Here is a 19,670-nt window from a genome sequence, read left to right on the forward strand (position 1 = left end):
CGGAACGGTCAAGAACCTTTCCAGGGGCATCCCAAATACAATCAAGCATCCGGAATGTCACCTTTAGCGGCGCGCAGCATGTTTCCCGGTATTACCACCAGCCGCTCATCGGCCCCTATCCGCACGTCCCCGGGAAGCCGGTCGCTGAATGCCGACGTCACATCGTGTCCCACAATCGCGATGTCGCCGTTGTCGAGCTCCCAGATATCAGGGCAGTCGTTCGTGGTACGACTGTTGCCCAGCTCAGCGGCCGTCTTCCCCAACCGACGCCTAAAGGTCGCCTTCAGGTCGACTTCCCACGGTCGAGCCATAATCAGCCTTCCCCTGCGTCCCACCGACACGACTCATCGAGTTTCTCACGTAGCCGTCTAATCGCCTACCTTTCCGCATGCCGAAAGGTTGGTGAAAATCTCGTCGGTAGCGGCCGATCAGGTATATTCACTCCCGACTCGTGTCCTGGCGTGACGTAAATTCAAACAGCGAGACGGCGCACCTGGCAGGCCTCGGCCGCCCCTGCAGCGGCCGGGTGTTCTGGCGTCCTACCTGGTGAGTGCCAGGGGCGCTACGGCGTGATCCGGTAGATGTGGTGGGAGTGTTCGGCGGCGAAGGAGTCGGTGAACCTGCCCTGGGCGTCGACGGGGACCGTCCGGTTCTCGAAGAGGACCTCGGCGTGGGCGGCCCGCAGCCCGCGCGGCAGCGTGAAGATGCGCCTGCCGGGGGAGGTGGTCGCGTCGAGCATCGCGAAGACGTAGTACGAGCCCTGGTGATGTTTCAGCATGGTGTCGAGGCCGGGGCCGAAGCGGTGCGCGTACGACTGGGTGTTCAGCACCGGGGCGAGCTGCCCGATCCGCCGGTTGATCTCGGCAACCGCGGGCCTGACCTCCTTTCCGCACCCCTCACGCAGCACGTGCTGGGAGTGGCACGGCCCGCCGAAGTTGTGGTTGAAGTAGATGATGCCCCTGGCCTCGTGGATCAGCGAGCTCATCACCGCGCCCGTCACCTGCTCCGGCCGGATCGCCCGGGTGTCGTTCTCGGCGGGCCAGCCGACCTCGACGAAGCCGTAGATCGGCTGGCGACGGCCGTCCAGCGCGTCCAGTTCGCGCTGGCGGTCGAGGACGGCGCCGTAGTTGGCGGCCCTGCGGCACCTGGAGGCCGGCAGGGAGAGGAAGTTCTGCCCGTCCAGGCAGACGCTCGCGCTGGTGTACCAGTAGACGTCGGAGGAGACGACGTCGGTGAAGCGGTTGACGAACGTGGCGGCGTCCGCGTCCCTCTCCCACATCATCACGCCCTTGCCGTAGTTGGCGTAGTGCATCCTGCCGTCGCCCTTCGGGACCTCCTCCTTGCGGGTACGCAGCACGGTGAAACCGCATCCCCTGTCCTCGGGCACGCACAGGGAGCCCTCACCGGGGTGCTTGCCGGTCCACTGCGCGTCTCCCGCCTTCGCCCACATGTCGACCTCGTCGTTGAGCAGCCAGCCCACCGTCTCGTTGCCGTAGCCGGGCAGAGGGGTGCGGGTCAGCGCCGACATGCCGTTCCTGCGCACCAGCGCCATGTCGCTGGTCTCGGTCAGCTCCACGTAGGTGTTGATCCCGGCGGCCCGGTCCTTGTCCACGTCGCCCTGGGTGATCACGGACTCGAACCAGACGCCCACCGGGAAGAACGACGATTTCGTCCAGCCCGCCGCCGTCGGTGCGACGAATCGCCCGTAGTAGGCGGGGCCGCCCTCCCACGGCACCCGCGCGGCCGTCGCGGGAGGTCCCGCGGCCCACGCACTGTCGGCGTCGGCCGACGCCCCGGCGAGCGGGCCCCGGTCCTGGCCGTCGGGCGCGTCGATCAGGGTGAGTCCGAGCACCGCCACCGACACCGAGACGGCTCCCGCCCCGACCAGCAGCGGCAACGACCGTCTGGTCCGGCGTCCCGGCGTCCCGGCGTGGTTCTCAGATCTCATGACCCTGTCCTTCTCATCGCGGACCCTCGCCCCGAACCCTCATCGCGGACCCGGTGACAGCTCGGCGAGTGCCATCAACTGGGCGGCACGCGACGCCCAGGAGGCACCGAGCACGGATTTCCGCACGGCCTCGGCCGGTTGCAACCCGCCGTCGCGCAGCGTCGCACGAACAGCATCGACGAAAAGGCCACCGTCGGCCGCGATTCTCACGCGGTCGGCATAGTTCGCGAGCTCCTGGAAGTCGGTGCTGACGACCGGCAGGCCCAGGGCGAGGTATTCCTTGAGTTTGATCGGGTTCGAGTGCCTGATCCACGGATTGTCCAGCCACGGCATGATCGCGACGTCGAACCCCGATCCGTACGCGGGAATCCGCTCGTACGGCCTGAAGCCGAGCCAGTGGACGTTCGGGTGGCGGGTGAGCCGTTCCATCGGGACCGTCGCGTCGCCGATCAGGACCAGCGAGACGTCCGGCAGCTCGACGGCGAGCCGTTCGAGCAGGTCGAAGTCGACGAGATAGTCGTCCAGCGCGCCGAAGAAACCCACCCTCGGCCCGGGGATCGCGCGCAGGTCGGCGGGCTGCTCGCTCTCCGGGCGCCGCCGGAAGTGATCGGTGTCCACGCCGTGGTCGAGGAAGTGCGCGCGCTCTCCGGTCACGCCCCTCTCCTCGCCCATCAGCGCGTTGCTGACGTAGATCACGTGGTCGGAGCGCTCCAGCAGGCCGCGTTCCAGCGCCTCGATGGTCGGCCGGTCGGACTCGGGGAACGACGAGTGCCGGTCGGAGCGGTTGAACACCAGCGCGCGCCTGCGCATCGGCCGCACCACGTCCCACGCCGTGGGGATGGTCACCATGATCACGGGTCGGCGCAGGCCGAGTGCCCGCGAGACGGCGAGCACCTGGGCGCGGACCAGCAGCGCGTTCACCCGCCTCGCCAGCGGCGACCCGTAGAAGGGCAGTGGCAGCGGGGACATCACGTAGAAGCCGGGCAGCTCCCGCAGCGGCCTCCTCACGAGCATCGCAACGCTGCGCAGCTTGCGCCCGACGCGTCGCAGCACCTGCGTGGACCTGCCCGGCATCGGCATGCGCATCCCGATGCTGTTGACGACGAGGACCTTCCTGTGCGCGGCGATCGAACGCATGAGCTGGAAGTCCGAGTGCGCTCGGTTGTGGTACCACCAGTCCTGCGCCGAGAAGCAGACGTAGCCGGGGGAGGATGCCGCCTCACCCGTCGTACGGGCGGGAGATGCCGGTCGGGGAGCCTCGCCGGGTAGGAGGGGCCATTCGCGCAGGGGGAGGAGCTGGCGCAGGGCGGCCCGGTGCCGCCTCCCGCCCGCCCGGCCCTTCGCGACCGCGCGGACCAGCTCGTTGAGCCCGACGGCCAGCCGCATCAGCTGCCCGCGCGGGCGGCCGTACCGCTCCCGGTGCATCCGGACCCGGTTGGCCGACGACAGCGCCCACAGCGTGCTCGACGTGGACTGCTCGCCGCCGAGATGCACGGCCACGGCACGGGGCTCGTACCGGACGGCGAACCCCGCCTCCCCCGCCCTGAGCATGTACTCGGTCTCCTCCGAGTACAGGAAGTAGCGCTCGTCGAGGGGATCCAGGGCGTCCAGGCACGCGCGGGAGATCATCCAGGCCGCACCGGACACCCAGTCGGCCGTCTGCGGCCTGTCGTAGGCGGCCGGGTCCACGACCAGCTCGCCGAGCGCCGGGATCCGCCCGGCCCTGTGCCCGCCGAGCAGCGCCTCCCCGAGCGCTCTCGGCACGGTGGGACGCCTGCGCAGGGAGAGATGGAGCTCCCCCGCCTCACCGGTGAGGCGGGGGGCGGCGATCCCGGTTCCCGGCAGGGCGAGCGCCTGCCTGAGCAGGAGCACGGAACCGGGCGCGAGCCGGATGTCGGGGTTCAGCACCAGTACGTCGCAGCCGTCCGCGGCGGCGATGCCCGCGTTCACTCCGGCGGCGAAGCCCGCGTTGCGCCCGGTCTGGACCACCTCGGCCTCGGGAGCGACCTCGCGCACCCGCGCGAGGGTGTCGTCGGCCGAGGCGTTGTCCACCACCACGACCCGTGCGGGACCCGCGTCGGCGAGTGCCGCGTCGAGCGAGCGCAGGCAGCCTTCGATGACCTTGCCACTCGAATACGTGACGATCACTATGGCGAGCGGTGGCCAGTCTGGAACAGCCATGTCGGAGCCGTTTCTCGTGGAAGAGGACCGTACGGGGAGAGCGGGCGGGGAGTCGGCGGTCGGTGACGACGCCCCAACGGCAGGCGGGGAATCATCTGTCATGGACGACGCCTCGACTCCTCGCAGGGAAACACCGGCTGTGCGCGGCGCCTCGGCTCCTCGCGAGGAATCACCGCTCATGAGCGACGCCCCGGTGTCAGGCGGGTGCGCAGGGCGCCCGCGAGGAGGGCGATCGCGAACGGCGCGTCGTCGCGCAGGTAGCGGCGGGCCAGGCGGCGCGGCTCCAGGGCGAGCCGGTACAGCCACTCCGCGCCCACCCGCTGCACGGCCCCGGGGGCGCGGCTGAACCGCCCGGCCGCCATCGGGATCCCGGCCCCGCAGCCGAGATACCAGGCGTCGGGCAGCTCCGCCCTGAGCGCCTCGATCACCCTTTCCTGCTTGGGGAATCCCAGCCCGACGAGGACGAGGTCGGGTGCGGCGGCGACCACTCCCTCGACCACCGCGCGCACCCCGTCCGGTGTGCCGTCGAACCCGAAGGGGGGCGAGCAGGTGCCCGCCACGCGCAGCCCCGGGCAGCGTTCGGCGAGGACCCGCGCCGCGGCCTCCGGCACGCCGGGCTCCCCTCCGAGCAGGTAGACCGAACGGTTCTCGCGCGCGGCCCGCCCGGTGAGGGAGTGTACGAGCGAGGCACCGGTGACCCTTCCGGGCACCGCCAGGCCGGCGAGCCTCGACGCCCAGACCACCGGCATGCCGTCGGCGACCACGATCTCGGAACGGGTGACGAGGTCCGCGAGGGCGGGGTCGCGCGTGGCGGCGCGGACGATGTCGACGTTCGCGGTGACGATCGCGCCGCCGCGTCCTCGCCGCCATCCCTCCGCCACGTGGTCGAGAAGCTCCTCCTCGCTGAGCGCCATGACCTCGACGGCCCCGACCCTGATCCGCGCGAACCCGGCCTCGGGCCTCTCCGGCGCTACAGGAGGGGACGGCCCGTCCGCGAGAGGAACGTCCCGCGGGGAACGTTGGTCTGTACCGCTTCCCGCTTCCTCATGGCCGGACGGCCCCGCACCCGGACCGTTTTTCGTTTCTTCATGGCCGGATGACCCAATACCCGGACCGTTTTTCGTTTCTTCGTGACCGGATATCCCCACACCCGAACCGTTTTCCGCTTCTTCGTGACCGGGAGGTTCGGGAGCCGGAAAGATGGCCGCATGAGAGTCGAACGCGCCGAGATCGACGGTGTTCTGCTGTTCGTCCCCACCCCGCACAGGGACGACCGGGGCCTGTTCACCCGCACCTTCGACACGACGCTCGCCGCCGCCCACGGGCTGCGGCCCGAGGCGTTCGTCCAGGACAGTCAGTCGCGGTCCCGGCTGGGAACGATCAGGGCATTGCACGGCCGGGGCGGCAGGGGGGAGGCCAAGCTCGTCCGGTGCGCCCGAGGGGCCGTGCACGACGTGCTCGTCGACGCCAGGCCGGACTCCCCCACCTTCGGCCGCCAGATGTCGGTGGTTCTGGACGATGAGACGTTCGTTCACCTCTACGTTCCTCCTGGCTTGTTGCACGGCTATCAGGCACTGACCGAGCAGGCCGACGTCTGCTACCGGATCGACCGGGAGCACGACCCCGCCGAGGACGTCTCCGTCCGCTACGACGATCCCGACCTCGCCATCGGCTGGCCGCTGCCGGTCACCGCGATCAGCGAACGCGACCTGGCCGCGGGATCCTGGGCCGACCTGCGCGACCGGCTGGTGGGGTGACCCTCCCGGCGGCCTCATCGGTCTCGGTGACCTCACCGGCCCTTTCACCGCGCTCCCCGCCCGGCTTCTCCGCCCGGTCTCTCCGGCGGGCGGACGGCTCGGGTCCTCGGCTGCCGGGTGGCGCGCAGCAGCGAGCCGGCGGACCCGATGATCAGGAACGACAGGCCCGTCACGATCGCGAACGAGCGCAGGTCGAAGGTGGCCGCCCCGACCAGGGGGACGACCAGGCAGGCGGCCAGGGTGAGCCCCAGGTCCCGTACGGCGGGGTCGGAGCTGAGGCGGCGGACGCGTAACGCCGCCCAGATACCGGTGAGGAAGATCCCGGCGAAGGTGGCCATGCCGATGACCCCGGTCTCCACCAGCGACAGGATGTACTGGTTGTCGAAGATCAGGTGCTTGGGCGCGTACCAGGTGCCCAGACCTCTGCCGACCCAGAAGTGGTTTCCGATCTCGGTGGCCGCCACCGCGTAGTCGTGCGTCCGGTACTGGATGCTCGAATCGCTGGACAGGCTGGTGAACAGCCCGAGGAAGACGCTCATCAGGCCGGGCACGGCCACCTTCATCGCGACCAGGAAGCCCGCGCCGCCGATCGCCGCCCACAGCCGCCTGCGCGCGGGCCACCCGGTGACCAGTACCGCGCCGACGACGGCGATCCCGAGGACCGCGGAGCGCGACACGGAGAACATCAGCCCTGTGCCGATCAGCCCGCAGCAGACCCACCACCGCAGGGAGGGCTCACCCCTGTCCCGGGCGCCGAACGCGTAGTGCAGCGCGAGAGGAATGATCATCGCGCAGACCACGCCGAGCTCGATGGGGTGTCCGGCGGTCGCCGCGACCCGGCGCAGGGTGTTTCTTTCGAGGATCGCCGGCAGATCCGAGGTGAACCGGAAGCCGGGGAAGGTGAGGTACTTCGTCAGGTCGAATTCGAGCACGAACTGGAGCGCCGCGATGACCCCGACGACCGCACCGGAGACCACGAGACACCTCAGGACGAAGTCCAGCCGCGCCTTGCCCCGGATGCCGTCGCACGCCTGAAGTCCGATGCCCACCGTCGCCACCACGAGGACGATGCTGTGGTCGGCCATGTCGAGCTCGTCGGGCGGCAGGTAGGCGGCACTGGAGTATCCGTAGGTGGCCAGCATCGCCACGCTGTACAGGAAAAGCGCGGTACGTACGGGATTGGAGCCCTTCGCCGCGCCGAGCGTGGTGGTGAGCTGCGCGCAGAACCACCAGAGCGCGGCGAAGAGACCGACCGCGTCGGCGGGCGTGAGCGAGAAGGGCAGACCGCGGAAGACCAGCCGCGCCGGAGACAGCATCAGGACCACCGCGAACGCGGCGGCGAGGGTGGCGCCGTCGGCACGGCGGAGGCCGGGACGGTCGAGGGAGGCGACGGACACGGGGGTCGGAGCCGGGGCCGTGCGAAGTGTGGAGGCCAGGTCCCTCACCGCCTCAGGAGGGAGGGCTCGGCGGGCAGTCCGGACGTCGCCACGGGCACCCCTCGCCTTCGCCGCCTGGCGTCGAGGAAACTCTCCAGGGAGAACACCGAGGCGAGACTGGCGAGCACCCCGAGCAGCAGCGCGGCGGCGGCCCCGCGCATCTTCCCCCCTCGCTGGGGTTGCGGCTCCGTCGGCGGCACCATCTCGTTCATCGTGATGTAGGTCGCCGGGGGCGCGTCGAGCTGTCTCTGACGAGCGGCGAGCTCGACCCTCGCCCGGTCTCTCACCCGTGTCACGATGTCCCGCGCCCCGGCCGGCGTTGTGCTCGTGCCCTCGATGTACACGAACGGCCCGCCGTCCAGTGCCTCCGGGTTGGTGCTGCCGTTGGTGGCCGTGAAGGTGGTGTCGCCCTCGGGGTGTACGCCGAGCGACTCCACCGTCTCCGGCGCGCTGATCGCCTGGATGAGGATCGAGGCGGACATGCTCAGGCCCCAGTCGAAGTTCAAGAGGGGGTTGGTCAGTCCGTTGGGGCGCTCGGGATCGCTCGGCAGGCTTCCACCGGTGGGCGGGATGGTCAGCACGAGCACCGCGTTCGAGACGTAGACCGTCGGGATCGACGAGTAGACGCCCAACGCGCCGCCGATGGACAGCAGGAACGCCGGCAGGGCGACGTACCAACGCCGTAACACGATGAGTACGGTCCCCCAGAAGTCCACGCGTTCTCCTCCGTCTGCCTGTCGCGGTCGCCTGCTCGTCGCCGTTCTGCGTGTCGTCGCCTGCTCGTCGTCGCCTGCGGGTAGCCGTTCACGTGTCGTCGCCACGTGTCGTCACTACGTGTCGTCGTCCGCGTGTCGCTGTCGTCCCGGTGTCGCCGAGGGCGCCGGGGACATCACCTCCGCCGGATACACGGTGACCTGAGGCTCGGATGTACCTCTGCCGTCACGGCCCCCAGGTCCCCTACCGCGCTTGCCGTCACGGCCGTTGCCCTCCCTGTCGGGCGCGGGCTCGGCGTCCTCCTCGCCGCCCTCGTGCGCCCGGGCCTTTTCCTGACGGTCACCGGGACGCGTCTCGTCGGCCCGGCCAGCCCCGGCCGCCTCCATGGACGGAGCAGGGGCCGTGTCCGGGACCGGGCGGGACTCGTCGGACCTTCCTGCCTCGGCTCTTCGCCGGAACACCCTCCGGCGCTCCACCGCGTACGTGACGCCCAGGCCGAGAAAGACGACGACGAACGCCGCTCCGCCCGCGGCCTGCCACGTACCGCTCCGGTTCATCACGGGGTAGGCGGCGGGCACCACCTCCACGAACCCGATGAAGGTGGAGCGTGGGGCGCCGAGCACCTCCTGCCTGCGGACCAGTTCGGTCTTGAGGCGGAACTGGGTCCTGGCCATGACCGTACGGGTGACCTCGGCCGAGTCGCTCTCCACCTCCACGTACACGAACGGGCCGTTCATGAGGATGCCCAGCATGTTGGGGTTGGTGCGCCCGTCGTTGATCGTGACCTCGACGGGACCGTCCTTCACGATCCCCAGCTCCGTCGCGACCGCCTCGGTGTTCATGGACAGGATGAGGATGCCCGCCGTGGTTCTGAGTCCGTCGCTGAACTGCAGCAGCGGGTTGCTCCGCCCCGGCGGCTTGGCCGGGTCCGTCGTTCCTCCCGCGGGGGGCGTGGTCAGCACCATGGAGGCGCTCGACACGTAGCGCGGGGGCACCAGGAAGAAGACGACCACGGCGGCGAGGAGCGCCAGGCCGACCAGCGGAAACCCGACCCGCTTCCTTTTGGCGAGGTCGAGGATGGTCTTCCAGAACTCCACTACGTCGTCCCCGCTCCCCCGAGCGCGCCAGACGCCCAGGACACGATGCGTATTGGTCGCGGCACACGAACTCCTTGTCACTACGGGCGTCACCGGGCTTCACCGGGCGTCACCCGGCATCACGGCGTCGGTGTCACGGTCACGGTCACGGTCACGGCGTCACGATGTCGGCGACGTCACGGCGTCGGCGTCACGGCCGTGTGGCCGTGCGGCCGGGGATCCGCCGCTCACCCGACCCTGCTCAGGGCCTCCGCCTCGTACTCCAGCGCCAGTTCCTCCGGCATCGGGTCGAGGTCGGAGCAGCGTACGAAGTCGCGCAGGGTGGTACCGGTGCACTTCGCGTCCACGTTGCGTGCGCCCCGGCGGGTGCGCACGTCGTCGATGTTCACCGTGCGGAAGTCGATGCTGAAGCGGGTCCTGCCCGAGGTGTTGGGCACCGTGGAGTGCAGCTGGGCGCCGGAGAACACCATGACGCCCCCCGGCTCCGGCACCACCCGCACCTGCGGGTCGAGCACGACGGCCTCCTCGGGACGCGGTTGGTCCCTGGTGTCGCCGCGCACATGCTGTGCGGCGGTGAGCCGGCTGGTCCTGTTCCACTCCGCGTAGTCGTAGCGCGCGCTGCCGTTGCGCACCGGGCTGGCGAAGTACTGGGGATGGAAGGCCATCACGTTCTCCGGGACCACCTCGAAGACGGGGATCCACCAGTTGAGCTGGTTGAACGGGGCCGAGTACCAGCAGTCGCGGTGAGGATGGAAGGCGTAGGAGATGCCGGAGGTGAGGTAGTCGTGGGAGGTGGAGGTGCGCAACCGGGGCACGTCGAAGTAGGTGCGGTCCAGGTCGCAGCCCAGCTCCTCCAGCACCGCGGGCAGCAGTTCCTTGCACCGCGGATGATGGATGAAGCGGGGCTTGAGCCGGGCGAGCAGGTCGGCGAACTCCTCCACCGGCATGTCGAACTGCGCGGTCTCCGGGTCACGTTCGCCGAACGCCTCGGCGATCAGCTCCCTGGCGAAGAGGGCGAGCAGGGTGGAGGCGGGCGTCGCCGAGTAGACGAAGACCTGCCCTTGGTAGAGCAGCTCCCTGCGCGTGTCGTCGTCCACCAGGCTGTTGGAGAAGACGGTGGTCACGGGGTTCTCCTTTCTGGAGTCACTGGTCTGGAATCAGCCGGTCCCGGATCACCGGGAGGGACGGGGCCGGAAGGTCCCGGATCTCGGAATCCGAGGTCCCCGGCTTCGGGGCTCGGGCTCCGCGGCTCGGGTACGAGGCTCGGGTTCCGCGGCTCGGCGGCGGCCTCACGAGGGGACATCGCTCACCGCCCACCGGGGACGAACCCCGAGGCGATCAGCGCGAGCCTGCGCCCCCGGCGGGCCGCGGTGAGCCGCTGGCGCCGCGCGTACATGCCGAGTACGGCGGCGCGGGCACGGCGGCGCTGGTCGGCGGTGAGATCGGCCTGCCGCAGCCAGCGGAACAGTTCCGCGCACTGCAGGAGGGTGGAGCAGCGGGCCCGCCAGGGCGGCACGTCGAGGCGCCGGGCGATCGCGGAGAGGCTGTCGTGCTTCCAGTTGCGGTGGGCGAGGACCTCGGGGACGTGCCCCCACGGTCCGGCGAGCGCGAGCTTCGCCGCGAACACCTCGTCCTCGCGCAGCATGTTCCGCCGGGGGATCCCCGCGAGGGGATCGCGCCGCAGCGTGCCGTACAGCGGGTCGACGAGCAGGTGACTCTCGTTGAGCAGCCCCAGCATCTCGGCGAACCGCTCGACCGGGTCGTCCGAGGTGAGTCCTGAGCGGTCGAGGGGAGCGGTGGTCACGGTCCCGTCGGGGCCGGTGTAGGCGACCTGCGTGGTGACCAGGACGAGCCTGTCGTCCTCCGCGAACGCCTGGAGGGACCGGGACACGCAGGTGGGCTCCAACCGGTCGTCGTCGCCCACCCAGCGGAAGAACGTGCCCGCGACCAGATCGGTCGTACGGACGAAGTTGTCGAACAGGCCCACGTTCTCCGGGTGCCTGCGGTAGACGATCCGGTCGTCGGTCGCGGCCAGGTCACGGCAGATCTCCTCGGTGCCGTCCGTGGACGCGTTGTCGGAGATCACCAGCTGGAGGCGCTCGTGGTCCTGGCCGAGCACCGAACGGATCGCGCCCTCGATCCGTCCGGCCCCGTTGCGGACGGGAAGCACGATGGACACCAGCGTGTCGGAGTTCTCCATCCGACCTCTCCTCTCGCAGATCTCGTCGGTCTCGTCGGTCTCGTGGGTTCGGGTGTTCCGTCAGCGGGCGCGGGCGGGGACCACCCGTGCGCCCAGCTGTTTGAGCCGTGTCATGGGTACGGCGATCAGGACGTACGCGAGCAGTCCCCCGCCGCCGGCCACGCAGAGCTGGACGAACGCGGAGACCGCGGTCATCCCGCCGCCCGTCATCCCGCTCGTCAGGCCGACGAGCGTCGTCGTGACGGCCGCCGCGACCACGGCGCCCAGCAGCGGGCGTACGAGAGCGGGCAGGATGGGGGCGAGACGCACCCCCGCGCGGCTCAGCAGCAGGGCCGACACCGGCAGGGCGACCAGGACGCCGGCGAGCGCGTGCCCGACCGCCGCGCCGCGGATGCCGTACCAGTGCGTGCCCGCCCACAGCGCGGGCACCAGCGCCACGGCCCAGGCGAGGTTCATCCACACGGTCGCCTTGGTGGCGCCCGCAGAGGTGAGGATGTCGAAGGCGAGGGAGGTGAGCATCCGTACGACCATCAGGACCGCCAGCAGCGCCAGGACGCCGGCGGCCGGTGCCCACTTCTCGCCGTAGAGGAACGCCACGATCGCCGGGGCCAGCGTGGCCGTCACCACGGCGACCGGCAGCACGAACGCGACCAGCAACGGCACCGACCGCTGCACCCCCAGCGACAACGACTCAGAGCGCTGCTCGGCCAGCCGCGAGAAGCTGGGCACGGTGACGTAGCGCAGGGCGGTCCCGATCACGCTGGGCACCCAGCTGGAGACGTTGAACGCGAGCAGGTAGAAGCCGAGGGCGACGGGGCCGAGCACGGCGCCGACGATGACGTAGTCGGCGTTCATCAGCACCGCCTCGATACCGAGCCCCAGGGCCAGCGGCGCCCCGAACCGCAGGAGCCTGACCGCCACCTCCCGGTCGAAGCCGACGCGGAACGGCAGCCCGGCCCAGGCGAGCACCAGCGCGCCGGTGACCGTGTTGGCCGCCACCTGCCCGCAGGCGAAGCTGTAGGCGCCGGCACCGTTCGCGGCGAGCGCGATGGCCACCCCGGCGTTGACCAGCGAGCCCGCGATGTTGGCCTTGGTCAGCCTGTCGTGCCCGAACCCGCGCATCAGCGAGCCCGCCCGCACGGCGGTGACGCCGTCGATGAGGATGATCACGGTGAGCAGCCGGACCACCGGAGTGGCCTCCGCGCTGCCCGCCAGCTCCGCGAAGTACGGGGCCACCACCCAGAAGATCCCGTACATCCCCGCGCTGAACACCACGGCCATCACCGTCGCCGTCGGCGCCATCTCCTCGACCCTGCCCCGCCACTGCACGGTGGCGGCGATGATGCCGACGTCGTTGACGTGCATGACGAAGGTGGTCGCGGCGAGCGCTATGGCGTAGAGGCCGAAGTCCTCGGGCACGAGGAGCCGGGCGAGCACCAGTCCCATGACGAAGGTGGTCGCCTTCGTGCCCAGGTTGCCCAGGAGACTCCAGCGCAGCCCGCGACCGGCCTTCCTGCCGATCGTCCCGACCTGCTCACCGGCGTCCCCGTCCTGTTCACGGTTCGGCTCGGTCCGCTGCTCCATCCGTGTCTTCCGCCCGTCTCTCCGTCTGGTTCGTCTGGTTCGTCTGGTTCGCCGCCTGTTTCACGGAACGGCCCGCTCAGCCGGGCTCCTCGACGCGTTCGAGCCAGATCTCCCGCCAGAAGGGGACGAACTCGCGCGGGCAGCTGACGTTGTACGCGCCCGCGCAGATGACGCCGTCGAGGATGATGCAGGGGTTCTTCATCCGGAGCATGCGGCCGGTCTTCTCGTCCAGACACTTCTCGACGCGGGCGCTCACCCGTGCGACGTGGCCGCAGTAGCGCGACATCTCCTCCTCGAACCCCATGCCGCGGTTGAGCAGGTCGTCGTTGAGCGTCTTGAGGATCTCCTCCTTGGACTTCACCCGGACGAGCTCTCCCGGTCGCAGGTCCAGGCTCAGCGTCGGCGTGGTGCGTCCCGCCTCGCCCCTGACGAAACCCCAGCGCATCCCACCCTTGATCCACATCCACCTGGGCAGGACGCGCTTCGCCGCCTGCTGGAAGCGGTTGAACAGCCCCACGAGGAACGAGCGCAGCATCCACGGCACGCCCACGTTCCCGCTGCGCACGTCGGTGACGTACTGCCTGACGTCCTTGAAGGGCAGGCAGGTGGGCGCGGCGCGCAGCAGCTCGGTCGCCTGGCAGGAGAAGCGCTCCTCCCCGTCGGGGCCCGGCTCCTTCCTGGTGGCGGCCTGCAGGATCGGCAGCAGGGGCCTGCCCGCGGCGAGACCGTTCCCACCGACGAAGGCGGCAGAGGAGGAGTCCGGGATCGGGGAGGTCGGGGTCAGGGAGTCCGGAACCGGAGAGTCCGAGGCGGGGGAGGTCGGGTCCACCCGCTTGAGCCAGGCCTCCTTCCAGTAGAACTGGCAGGCCGTCTGGCAGCCGCCGTGCGCCTGCCCGTCGCAGCGGGCGCCACTCAGGTGGACGGCGCGCTCCATCCGCCGCATGCCGCTGCCGCCGATCGTGTCGCAGAGCTTGTGCGCCACCTTGTGCACGGTGAGCCGCCGCCCGCAGAAGGCGAGCATCTCCGGCATGAAGGGCAGCCGGTCCAGCTCTCCCTTCTCGTCCAGCGTGGCCATGATCTCGGCCTCGCCGAGCACCTCCACCGTCTCGCCGACCCGGAGGTTGAGCGCCTCGCCCGCCCGGGAGCCCGTCACGACCTGGAACCGCGTCACAGCGAACACTCCTTGAGAAGTCCCGAACCACGAAGGGCCCCTGCCGCCTCCGCCACGGCACGGAAGGGAAGATCCGAACGTTCCGCGATGTCCAGGAGGCTGTGCCTCCCGTCGGAGAGGTTCAGCACCCACAACATCGCCATCTGGGTCTCCTTGGTGTCGCTGCGCCCGCCCAGCGACCCGTACAGGCCCCGCCTGCCCAGCTGCGGTTCCCCGTACGGGCTGAGGTTGAGATAGGCGCGGTTGTCCTCAAGCACCCGGGTGACCTCCCAGCAGGTCTCCAGGGTGTCGGCCATCGCCTCGGGAGAGACGAAATCCGGGTTGTCGGCGGAGGTGTGATACTCCGGGTAGCCCGCGTACGGGGTCCTGGTGAGCGAGCCGACGGGCAGGTCGAAGCCGGGCGAGCAGAACTGCCGTTCGTCGTAGCCGTACGGGGAGAAGTCGACGACCGTGTGGGCGCGCCCCGAGCTTCGCAGCACGTGCCGGACGGCCCTGTCGATCTCGGCGTCGCCGCGTCTGCTGCGCTTGTACGTCAGCGGTCCGCGGTCCCCCGCGCAGGCCAGCACCAGGCCGTGCCTGATCCGGCTCGCGCGCTCCCTGTTGCGCGCCAGCCAGCTGATCGCGCCGATGGTGCCCGGCGCGAACAGGAAGCGGTAGGTGTACCACGGGTCGGCTCCGGCGAGCCGCCGCGCGAGCCTCACCGCCACCGCGATGCCCGCCAGGTTGTCGTTGGCGAGCGAGGGGTGGCACACGTGACAGGAGACGAGCACCTCCTCGGCGACCCTGCCGGGCACCACGTGCTCGGCGTAGGTGAGGTGCCCGTCGGCGAGCGTGGAGTCGATCACGACCTCGTACGGCCCGTCCTCCAGGCTCTCCAGGGTGTCGTGGGCGAGGCAGAAGCCCCACGTCTCCGCGTAGTAGCTCGTGCGGTACGGGATCAGGGAGGGCTGCTCGGGGAGCGTGTGCAGGTGGGGCCGGAGCTCGTCCAGGGTCATGGTCGCCGCCACGGGGACGCTGTAGCCGACCACGTGCAGGTTGGAGGCGGCGAAGTCGACGACCCTGGTCCCCGAGGCGTCCTTGACGTAGGCGTCGCGGATGTTCCACTCCCTGGGCACCGTCCAGTCGAGGACCTGGGTGCCCGTCGGCACCTCGCGGACCTGCAGGCGGAGGAACTCCCCGACGATCTCCAGGGTGCGGCGCACGCCGTCGCCGGTGATGCTCCTGCAGAGCGGGTAGAGCCGCTCCACGAGGTCGTGCATCTCCCGCGCCTCGCCGTTCACCTCCTCCCGCGCCTCGTCGCTCGTCACGCTCGGCGCCTCGGCGCCGCGCATCGCGCTCGGTACCTCGTCACCGCTCATCACGCCCGGCGGCTCGCCGCCGTTCTCCTCCTCCGGCGTCTCGCCGTCGCCCCTCACCCCCGGCGCCGCGCCGCCGTGCTCCGTTCCCGGTCTTCGTTCACCGCCCTCGCCCGTCACCGTTCACCGCCCCGCCGTGGTCGCAGCGCGCCGTCGACGGTTCCGGCCTCGCGGCGGGCCGACAGCCACGCCAGCCTGGTGAAGCGGCGCCGGAAGGCGTCGTCGGTCAGGCCGAACCGCCCGTACGCCTCGACCAGCTCGACCGCGCCCGCCTTCACCGTCCACAGCGCCCGGTAGCCGGGGAGCGCGGCGCGGATGCGGGAGAAGTCGACCCGGTAGGAGCGCGGGTCGGCCCCGTTCTCCCCGGTGATCACGACCTCGGAGCCGGGCACCGCCTCCGCGACCTCGGCGGCGATCTCCGCCACCGTCACGTTGTTCTCCTCGGTGCCGACGTTGAACGCCTTCGCGTGAACGGCGTCGCGCGGCGCGTCCAACGCCATCGCGAAGGCGTTCGCTATGTCGGCGGCGTGCACCAGCGGGCGCCACGGGGTGCCGTCGGACAGCACCCTGACCTCACCGGACAGCAGCGCGTGCCCGACGAGGTTGTTCAGCACGATGTCCGCGCGCAGCCTGGGCGAGAACCCGAACGCGGTGGCGTTGCGCAGGAACACCGGGCTGAAGTCGTCGTCGGCCAGCTTGAGCAGGTCGTTCTCCACCCGGACCTTGGAGTCGGCGTACGGGGTGACCGGACGCAGCGGCGCGTCCTCGTCGACCAGGTCCGAGCCGGAGGCTCCGTAGACCGAGCAGGTGGACGCGTACAGGAACCTGCGCACGCCCGCGTCACGGGCCAGCCTCGCCAGGCGCACCGCCGCGCGGTGGTTGATGTCGTAGGTCAGCTCGGGCGCGAGCGCGCCCAGCGGGTCGTTGGAGAGCGCGGCGAGGTGCACCACCGCGTCGATCCCCGCCAGGGCCTCGGGGGTGACGTCCCGCAGGTCGACCGCGTGTCCCGGCGGGTCGTCGGGCGCGGGACCCAGCAGGCATCCGGCGAAGAGCCCGGAGTCGAGCCCGGTCACCTCGTGGCCCGCGGCGGCGAGCACCGGGGCCATCACACTCCCCAGGTAGCCCTGGTGCCCGGTCAGCAGCACGCGCATCCGGTTCAGCCTCCAGCCAGGTCGAAGGTCAGCTTGTTGACGTGGAACGCCTCGGCGTAGCGGGCGTGGCACTCGATCCCGCGGATGCGGGCCAGTCCCAGGAACGCCTCGCGGTCGAACCAGGAACGGTGGCGCTGCGAGGGGTAGTGGCGGTGGAGCAGGCCCACCTTCGCCTCGGCGATCTCCGGGGTGAGCGGCTGGTAGGCCGTGGGCCGCCCCAGGTCCCCGTCCCATTTGGCGATCTCGTAGCCGAGCACCTGGTGGTCGCGGAAGGCCGTGGGTACCAGCTTGGCCAGGCCCCGGTGGTCCTGGTGGGCGTCGGCGGGGTTCGGCGCGAACAGCAGGTCGGGGTCGGTGCGCGCCCGCAGCTCCTCCACCGCCTCCTTCGCCTCCTCCCAGCGCGCGGGCAGCCGCCCGTCGGGCAGCTTGAGCACGGTGAGCCGCAGGTCGGCGCCGGGGCAGAACGCGTCGAGCGCGGCGCGTTCCTCGTCCTCGCGCTCGGTACCGCCGCCGGAGAGCACCAGGGCGTCCACCTGGACGCCGGGGCGCGCGGAGCAGAGGGTGAGCAGGCTGCCGCCCGCCCCGATCGCCAGGTCGTCGCAGTGCGCGGCGAGCAGCGCGATCCGGCCCGTCCTGGCCGCTCTGAACCGGATCACGTGACCGTCACCGCCGCGGGCCCGCCTTCGAGCACCGCCGCCGGCTCGTACCCCGGTGCCTGCCCGAGCACCGGCGCGGACTCACGCTCCGGGGCCGTCACGGGTGCGGGTGCGGGCTCGCGCTCCGGGGCCGTCACCGATCCGGGTACGGGCTCGCGCTCCCACAGCGCCCAGGGGCGGTCGCCGCGCGAGTACGCCTCGTCGAGGGCCACCCGCTCCTTGACCGTGTCCGTGGGCCGCCAGTAGCCGCGGTGCGGGTAGGCGAGCAGCCTGCCGCGCTTGGCCAGCTCCGCGCAGCCGTCCGCGACCAGGTCGCCGCCCTCCGGGATGTGGTCGAAGATCTCCTGGCGGAGCACGAAGTATCCGCCGTTCACCCAGAGCGGCATCTCGCTCACCGGCGTGATCCCGCCGACCGTGCCGCGCTCTCCCAGCTCGATGCAGTGGAAGGTGTCGGCGGGCGGCACCACCATCATCGACGCGCCCGCGCCCGACCGGGCGAAGCGGTCGACGATCTCCGGCAGCGGCGCGTCGGTGAGCACGTCGGCGTAGTTGGCGAGGAACATCTCCTCGCCGTCCAGGTGGTCGCGGACCCGGCGCAGCCGCTCGCCGATCGGGGAGGCGATCCCGGTCTGCACGAACGAGATCGACCACTCGGAGATGTCGGTGGACAGCAGCTCGACCCTGCCCGCGCGCAGGACGAAGTCGTTGGACGTCGTCTCCTGGTAGTTCAGGAAGAAGTCCTTGATGTGGTGCGCGCCGTACCCCAGGCAGAGGATGAACTCCGTGTGCCCGAAGTGCGCGTAGTAGCGCATCACATGCCAGATGAGCGGCCGTGGCCCCACGAGCTGCATGGGCTTGGGCACGTCACCGGGGGTGCCGGTGCGCATCCTGGTGCCGTATCCGCCGCAGAAGAGGACGACCTTCACGGGTTCACCTCGACGATCTCCAGATTGGGGATGGGGAAGACCAGCCGGCCTCCCCAGGCGTGCACGAAGGACAGCTGGTCGACGAGCTCGTCGCGGAGGTTCCACGGCAGGACCAGCACGTAGTCGGGCCGCTCCTCGGCGAGCCTCTCCGGCGGCAGGATCGGTACGCGCGTGCCGGGGGTGAACCTGCCGTGCTTGTACGGGTTGCGGTCGACGGTGAAGGGGAGCAGGTCGGGCCGGATGCCGCAGTGGTTGAGCAGGGTGTTGCCCTTGCCCGGCGCTCCGTAGCCCGCGACGGTCCTGCCCTCGCGGGCGGCGTCGAGGAGGAAGCCCAGCAGGTCCCGCCGCACCCGCGCCACCCGCTCGCCGAACTCGGCGTACCCGGACAGCTCGTGCAGACCGGCGGCCTTCTCCGCCGCGAGCAGCGCGGCCACCCGCTCGCTCGGCCCGTCCGGCGACCCGTTCCGCTCGCCCGACCCGTTCTGCCCGCCCCGCCCATCCTGTCCGCCCGGCCCGGCTTGTCCGCCCAGCCCTCCCCGGCCGTCCGACTCTCCCCGGACGCCCGGCTCCGTCCAGGCGCCCGGCTCCCGCTGCGCGTCCACGGCCTCCACCGGTCTCGCCCACAGCCGGATCGAGCCCCCGTGCGTGGGCAGCGACTCGACGTCCACGAGAGCGAGCCCACCGGCGGCGAGGGCACGTTGGGCGGAGGCGACCGTGTAGTACTGGAAGTGCTCGTGGTAGATCGTGTCGTACTGGTTACGCTCCATCAGGGTGAGCAGGTGCTGGACCTCGATGGAGACCCAGCCGTCGTCGGCCACGAGGGCGCGCAACCCCCGGGTGAAGCCGACGATGTCCGGGATGTGGGCGTAGACGTTGTTGGCGACCACCAGGTCGGCGGGGCCGTGCTCCGCGCGCACCGAGGCGCCGGTCTCCGGGCCGAGGAACGCCGTGACGGTCGGCACCCCGGCGTCCCTGGCGGCCTGGCCGACGTTCTCCGACGGTTCGACGCCCAGGCAGCGGATGCCCCGCTCGACGACGTGCCGCAGCAGGTATCCGTCGTTGCTCGCCACCTCGACCACGAACGACCCGGCCCCCAGCCCGAGCCGCTCGGCCGCCCCGCGCACGAACTCCCGCGCGTGCTCCACCCACGAGGTGGAGTACGAGGAGAAGTAGGCGTACTCGGTGAAGGTCTCCTCCGGGGTGATCATCGGTGGGATCTGCGCCAGCCAGCAGGCGGTGCAGACCCGCAGGTGCAGCGGGTAGGTGACCTCGGGCTCCTCCAGCTGCGGCGCGGTGAGGAACCGCTCGCAGGGCGGTGTCGCCCCGAGGTCGACGACGCTGGCCAGGCTCGTCGAGCCGCACAGCCTGCAGGTTGTCATGAATGCGCTCCCCTACCGCGTGACGCGGTCCGACGGTTCTCCGACTGGGTCCTTCTTCTCGCGCCCGACGACCGGGTCCCGGCCGACCGGGTCCCTGCCGGCCAGGTCCCGCCCG

17 protein-coding genes are annotated in these 19,670 nt (G+C 70.9%); 1 reads left to right on the forward strand and 16 read right to left on the reverse strand.

Features of this window, described 5'->3' with window-relative positions:
- Window positions 1–41: 41 nt before the first annotated feature.
- The 4 genes from AB0B96_RS05555 to AB0B96_RS05570 all read right to left on the reverse strand — a co-directional run bounded on the left by AB0B96_RS05555 (window position 42) and on the right by AB0B96_RS05570 (window position 5,043).
- Window positions 42–311: a hypothetical protein gene (locus AB0B96_RS05555; protein WP_362896763.1), complete on the reverse strand. Its 270-nt coding sequence runs from the start codon at window positions 309–311 to the stop codon at window positions 42–44.
- Between the two features lie 251 nt (window positions 312–562).
- Window positions 563–1,948 carry a hypothetical protein gene (locus AB0B96_RS05560; RefSeq protein WP_362896764.1) on the reverse strand — a complete coding sequence of 462 codons (1,386 nt, stop codon included), beginning with the start codon at window positions 1,946–1,948 and terminating at the stop codon, window positions 563–565.
- Window positions 1,949–1,987: 39 nt separating this feature from the next.
- Complete coding sequence (locus AB0B96_RS05565) at window positions 1,988–4,129, reverse strand: glycosyltransferase (protein ID WP_362896765.1); 2,142 nt, start codon at window positions 4,127–4,129, stop codon at window positions 1,988–1,990.
- Window positions 4,130–4,305: 176 nt separating this feature from the next.
- Window positions 4,306–5,043, reverse strand: a complete 738-nt coding sequence (locus AB0B96_RS05570) for a WecB/TagA/CpsF family glycosyltransferase (RefSeq protein WP_362896766.1) — start codon at window positions 5,041–5,043, stop codon at window positions 4,306–4,308.
- Window positions 5,044–5,337: 294 nt separating this feature from the next.
- Between AB0B96_RS05570 and AB0B96_RS05575 the strand changes: the two genes are divergently transcribed.
- Complete coding sequence (locus AB0B96_RS05575; RefSeq protein WP_362896767.1) at window positions 5,338–5,886, forward strand: dTDP-4-dehydrorhamnose 3,5-epimerase family protein; 549 nt, start codon at window positions 5,338–5,340, stop codon at window positions 5,884–5,886.
- 44 nt (window positions 5,887–5,930) lie between these two features.
- On the opposite strand, the gene AB0B96_RS05580 is transcribed toward AB0B96_RS05575, so the two are convergent.
- The 12 genes from AB0B96_RS05580 to AB0B96_RS05635 all read right to left on the reverse strand — a co-directional run bounded on the left by AB0B96_RS05580 (window position 5,931) and on the right by AB0B96_RS05635 (window position 19,555).
- A complete protein-coding gene (locus AB0B96_RS05580) occupies window positions 5,931–7,331 on the reverse strand; it encodes an O-antigen ligase family protein (RefSeq protein ID WP_362896768.1) in 1,401 nt (466 codons plus the stop codon).
- Entirely contained in the window at window positions 7,328–8,038 is a 711-nt protein-coding gene (locus tag AB0B96_RS05585; protein WP_362896769.1) for a hypothetical protein, read from the reverse strand. The genes AB0B96_RS05580 and AB0B96_RS05585 overlap by 4 nt, the downstream gene beginning before the upstream one ends.
- A 114-nt stretch (window positions 8,039–8,152) precedes the next feature.
- Entirely contained in the window at window positions 8,153–9,133 is a 981-nt protein-coding gene (locus AB0B96_RS05590) for a hypothetical protein (RefSeq protein ID WP_362896770.1), read from the reverse strand.
- A gap of 227 nt (window positions 9,134–9,360) precedes the next feature.
- Window positions 9,361–10,257, reverse strand: coding sequence for a hypothetical protein (locus tag AB0B96_RS05595; protein ID WP_350942735.1), 897 nt, complete (start codon window positions 10,255–10,257; stop codon window positions 9,361–9,363).
- A 182-nt stretch (window positions 10,258–10,439) separates the two neighbouring features.
- Window positions 10,440–11,333 (reverse strand): glycosyltransferase family 2 protein, encoded by an 894-nt coding sequence (locus AB0B96_RS05600; RefSeq protein ID WP_350942733.1) that lies wholly within the window; start codon window positions 11,331–11,333, stop codon window positions 10,440–10,442.
- A gap of 60 nt (window positions 11,334–11,393) precedes the next feature.
- Entirely contained in the window at window positions 11,394–12,917 is a 1,524-nt protein-coding gene (locus tag AB0B96_RS05605; protein ID WP_362896771.1) for a lipopolysaccharide biosynthesis protein, read from the reverse strand.
- Window positions 12,918–12,993: 76 nt separating this feature from the next.
- Complete coding sequence (locus tag AB0B96_RS05610) at window positions 12,994–14,088, reverse strand: hypothetical protein (RefSeq protein ID WP_362896772.1); 1,095 nt, start codon at window positions 14,086–14,088, stop codon at window positions 12,994–12,996.
- On the reverse strand, window positions 14,085–15,563 hold the full coding sequence (locus AB0B96_RS05615) for a DUF4910 domain-containing protein (protein WP_362896773.1): 1,479 nt from the start codon (window positions 15,561–15,563) through the stop codon (window positions 14,085–14,087). Before AB0B96_RS05615 ends, AB0B96_RS05610 begins: the two co-directional genes overlap by 4 nt.
- A complete protein-coding gene (locus AB0B96_RS05620; RefSeq protein ID WP_362896774.1) occupies window positions 15,560–16,594 on the reverse strand; it encodes an SDR family oxidoreductase in 1,035 nt (344 codons plus the stop codon). The genes AB0B96_RS05615 and AB0B96_RS05620 overlap by 4 nt, the downstream gene beginning before the upstream one ends.
- A gap of 5 nt (window positions 16,595–16,599) precedes the next feature.
- On the reverse strand, window positions 16,600–17,250 hold the full coding sequence (locus AB0B96_RS05625; RefSeq protein WP_362896775.1) for a PIG-L deacetylase family protein: 651 nt from the start codon (window positions 17,248–17,250) through the stop codon (window positions 16,600–16,602).
- Complete coding sequence (locus AB0B96_RS05630) at window positions 17,247–18,176, reverse strand: sugar phosphate nucleotidyltransferase (RefSeq protein ID WP_362896776.1); 930 nt, start codon at window positions 18,174–18,176, stop codon at window positions 17,247–17,249. Before AB0B96_RS05630 ends, AB0B96_RS05625 begins: the two co-directional genes overlap by 4 nt.
- The gene (locus AB0B96_RS05635) at window positions 18,173–19,555 is read right to left on the reverse strand and encodes a class I SAM-dependent methyltransferase (protein WP_362896777.1); all 1,383 of its coding nucleotides are present in this window, start codon (window positions 19,553–19,555) and stop codon (window positions 18,173–18,175) included. Before AB0B96_RS05635 ends, AB0B96_RS05630 begins: the two co-directional genes overlap by 4 nt.
- Between the last annotated feature and the right edge of the window lie 115 nt (window positions 19,556–19,670).

The sequence above is a fragment of the Streptosporangium sp. NPDC049046 genome (assembly GCF_040649155.1).
Taxonomy (GTDB): Bacteria; Actinomycetota; Actinomycetes; order Streptosporangiales; family Streptosporangiaceae; genus Streptosporangium.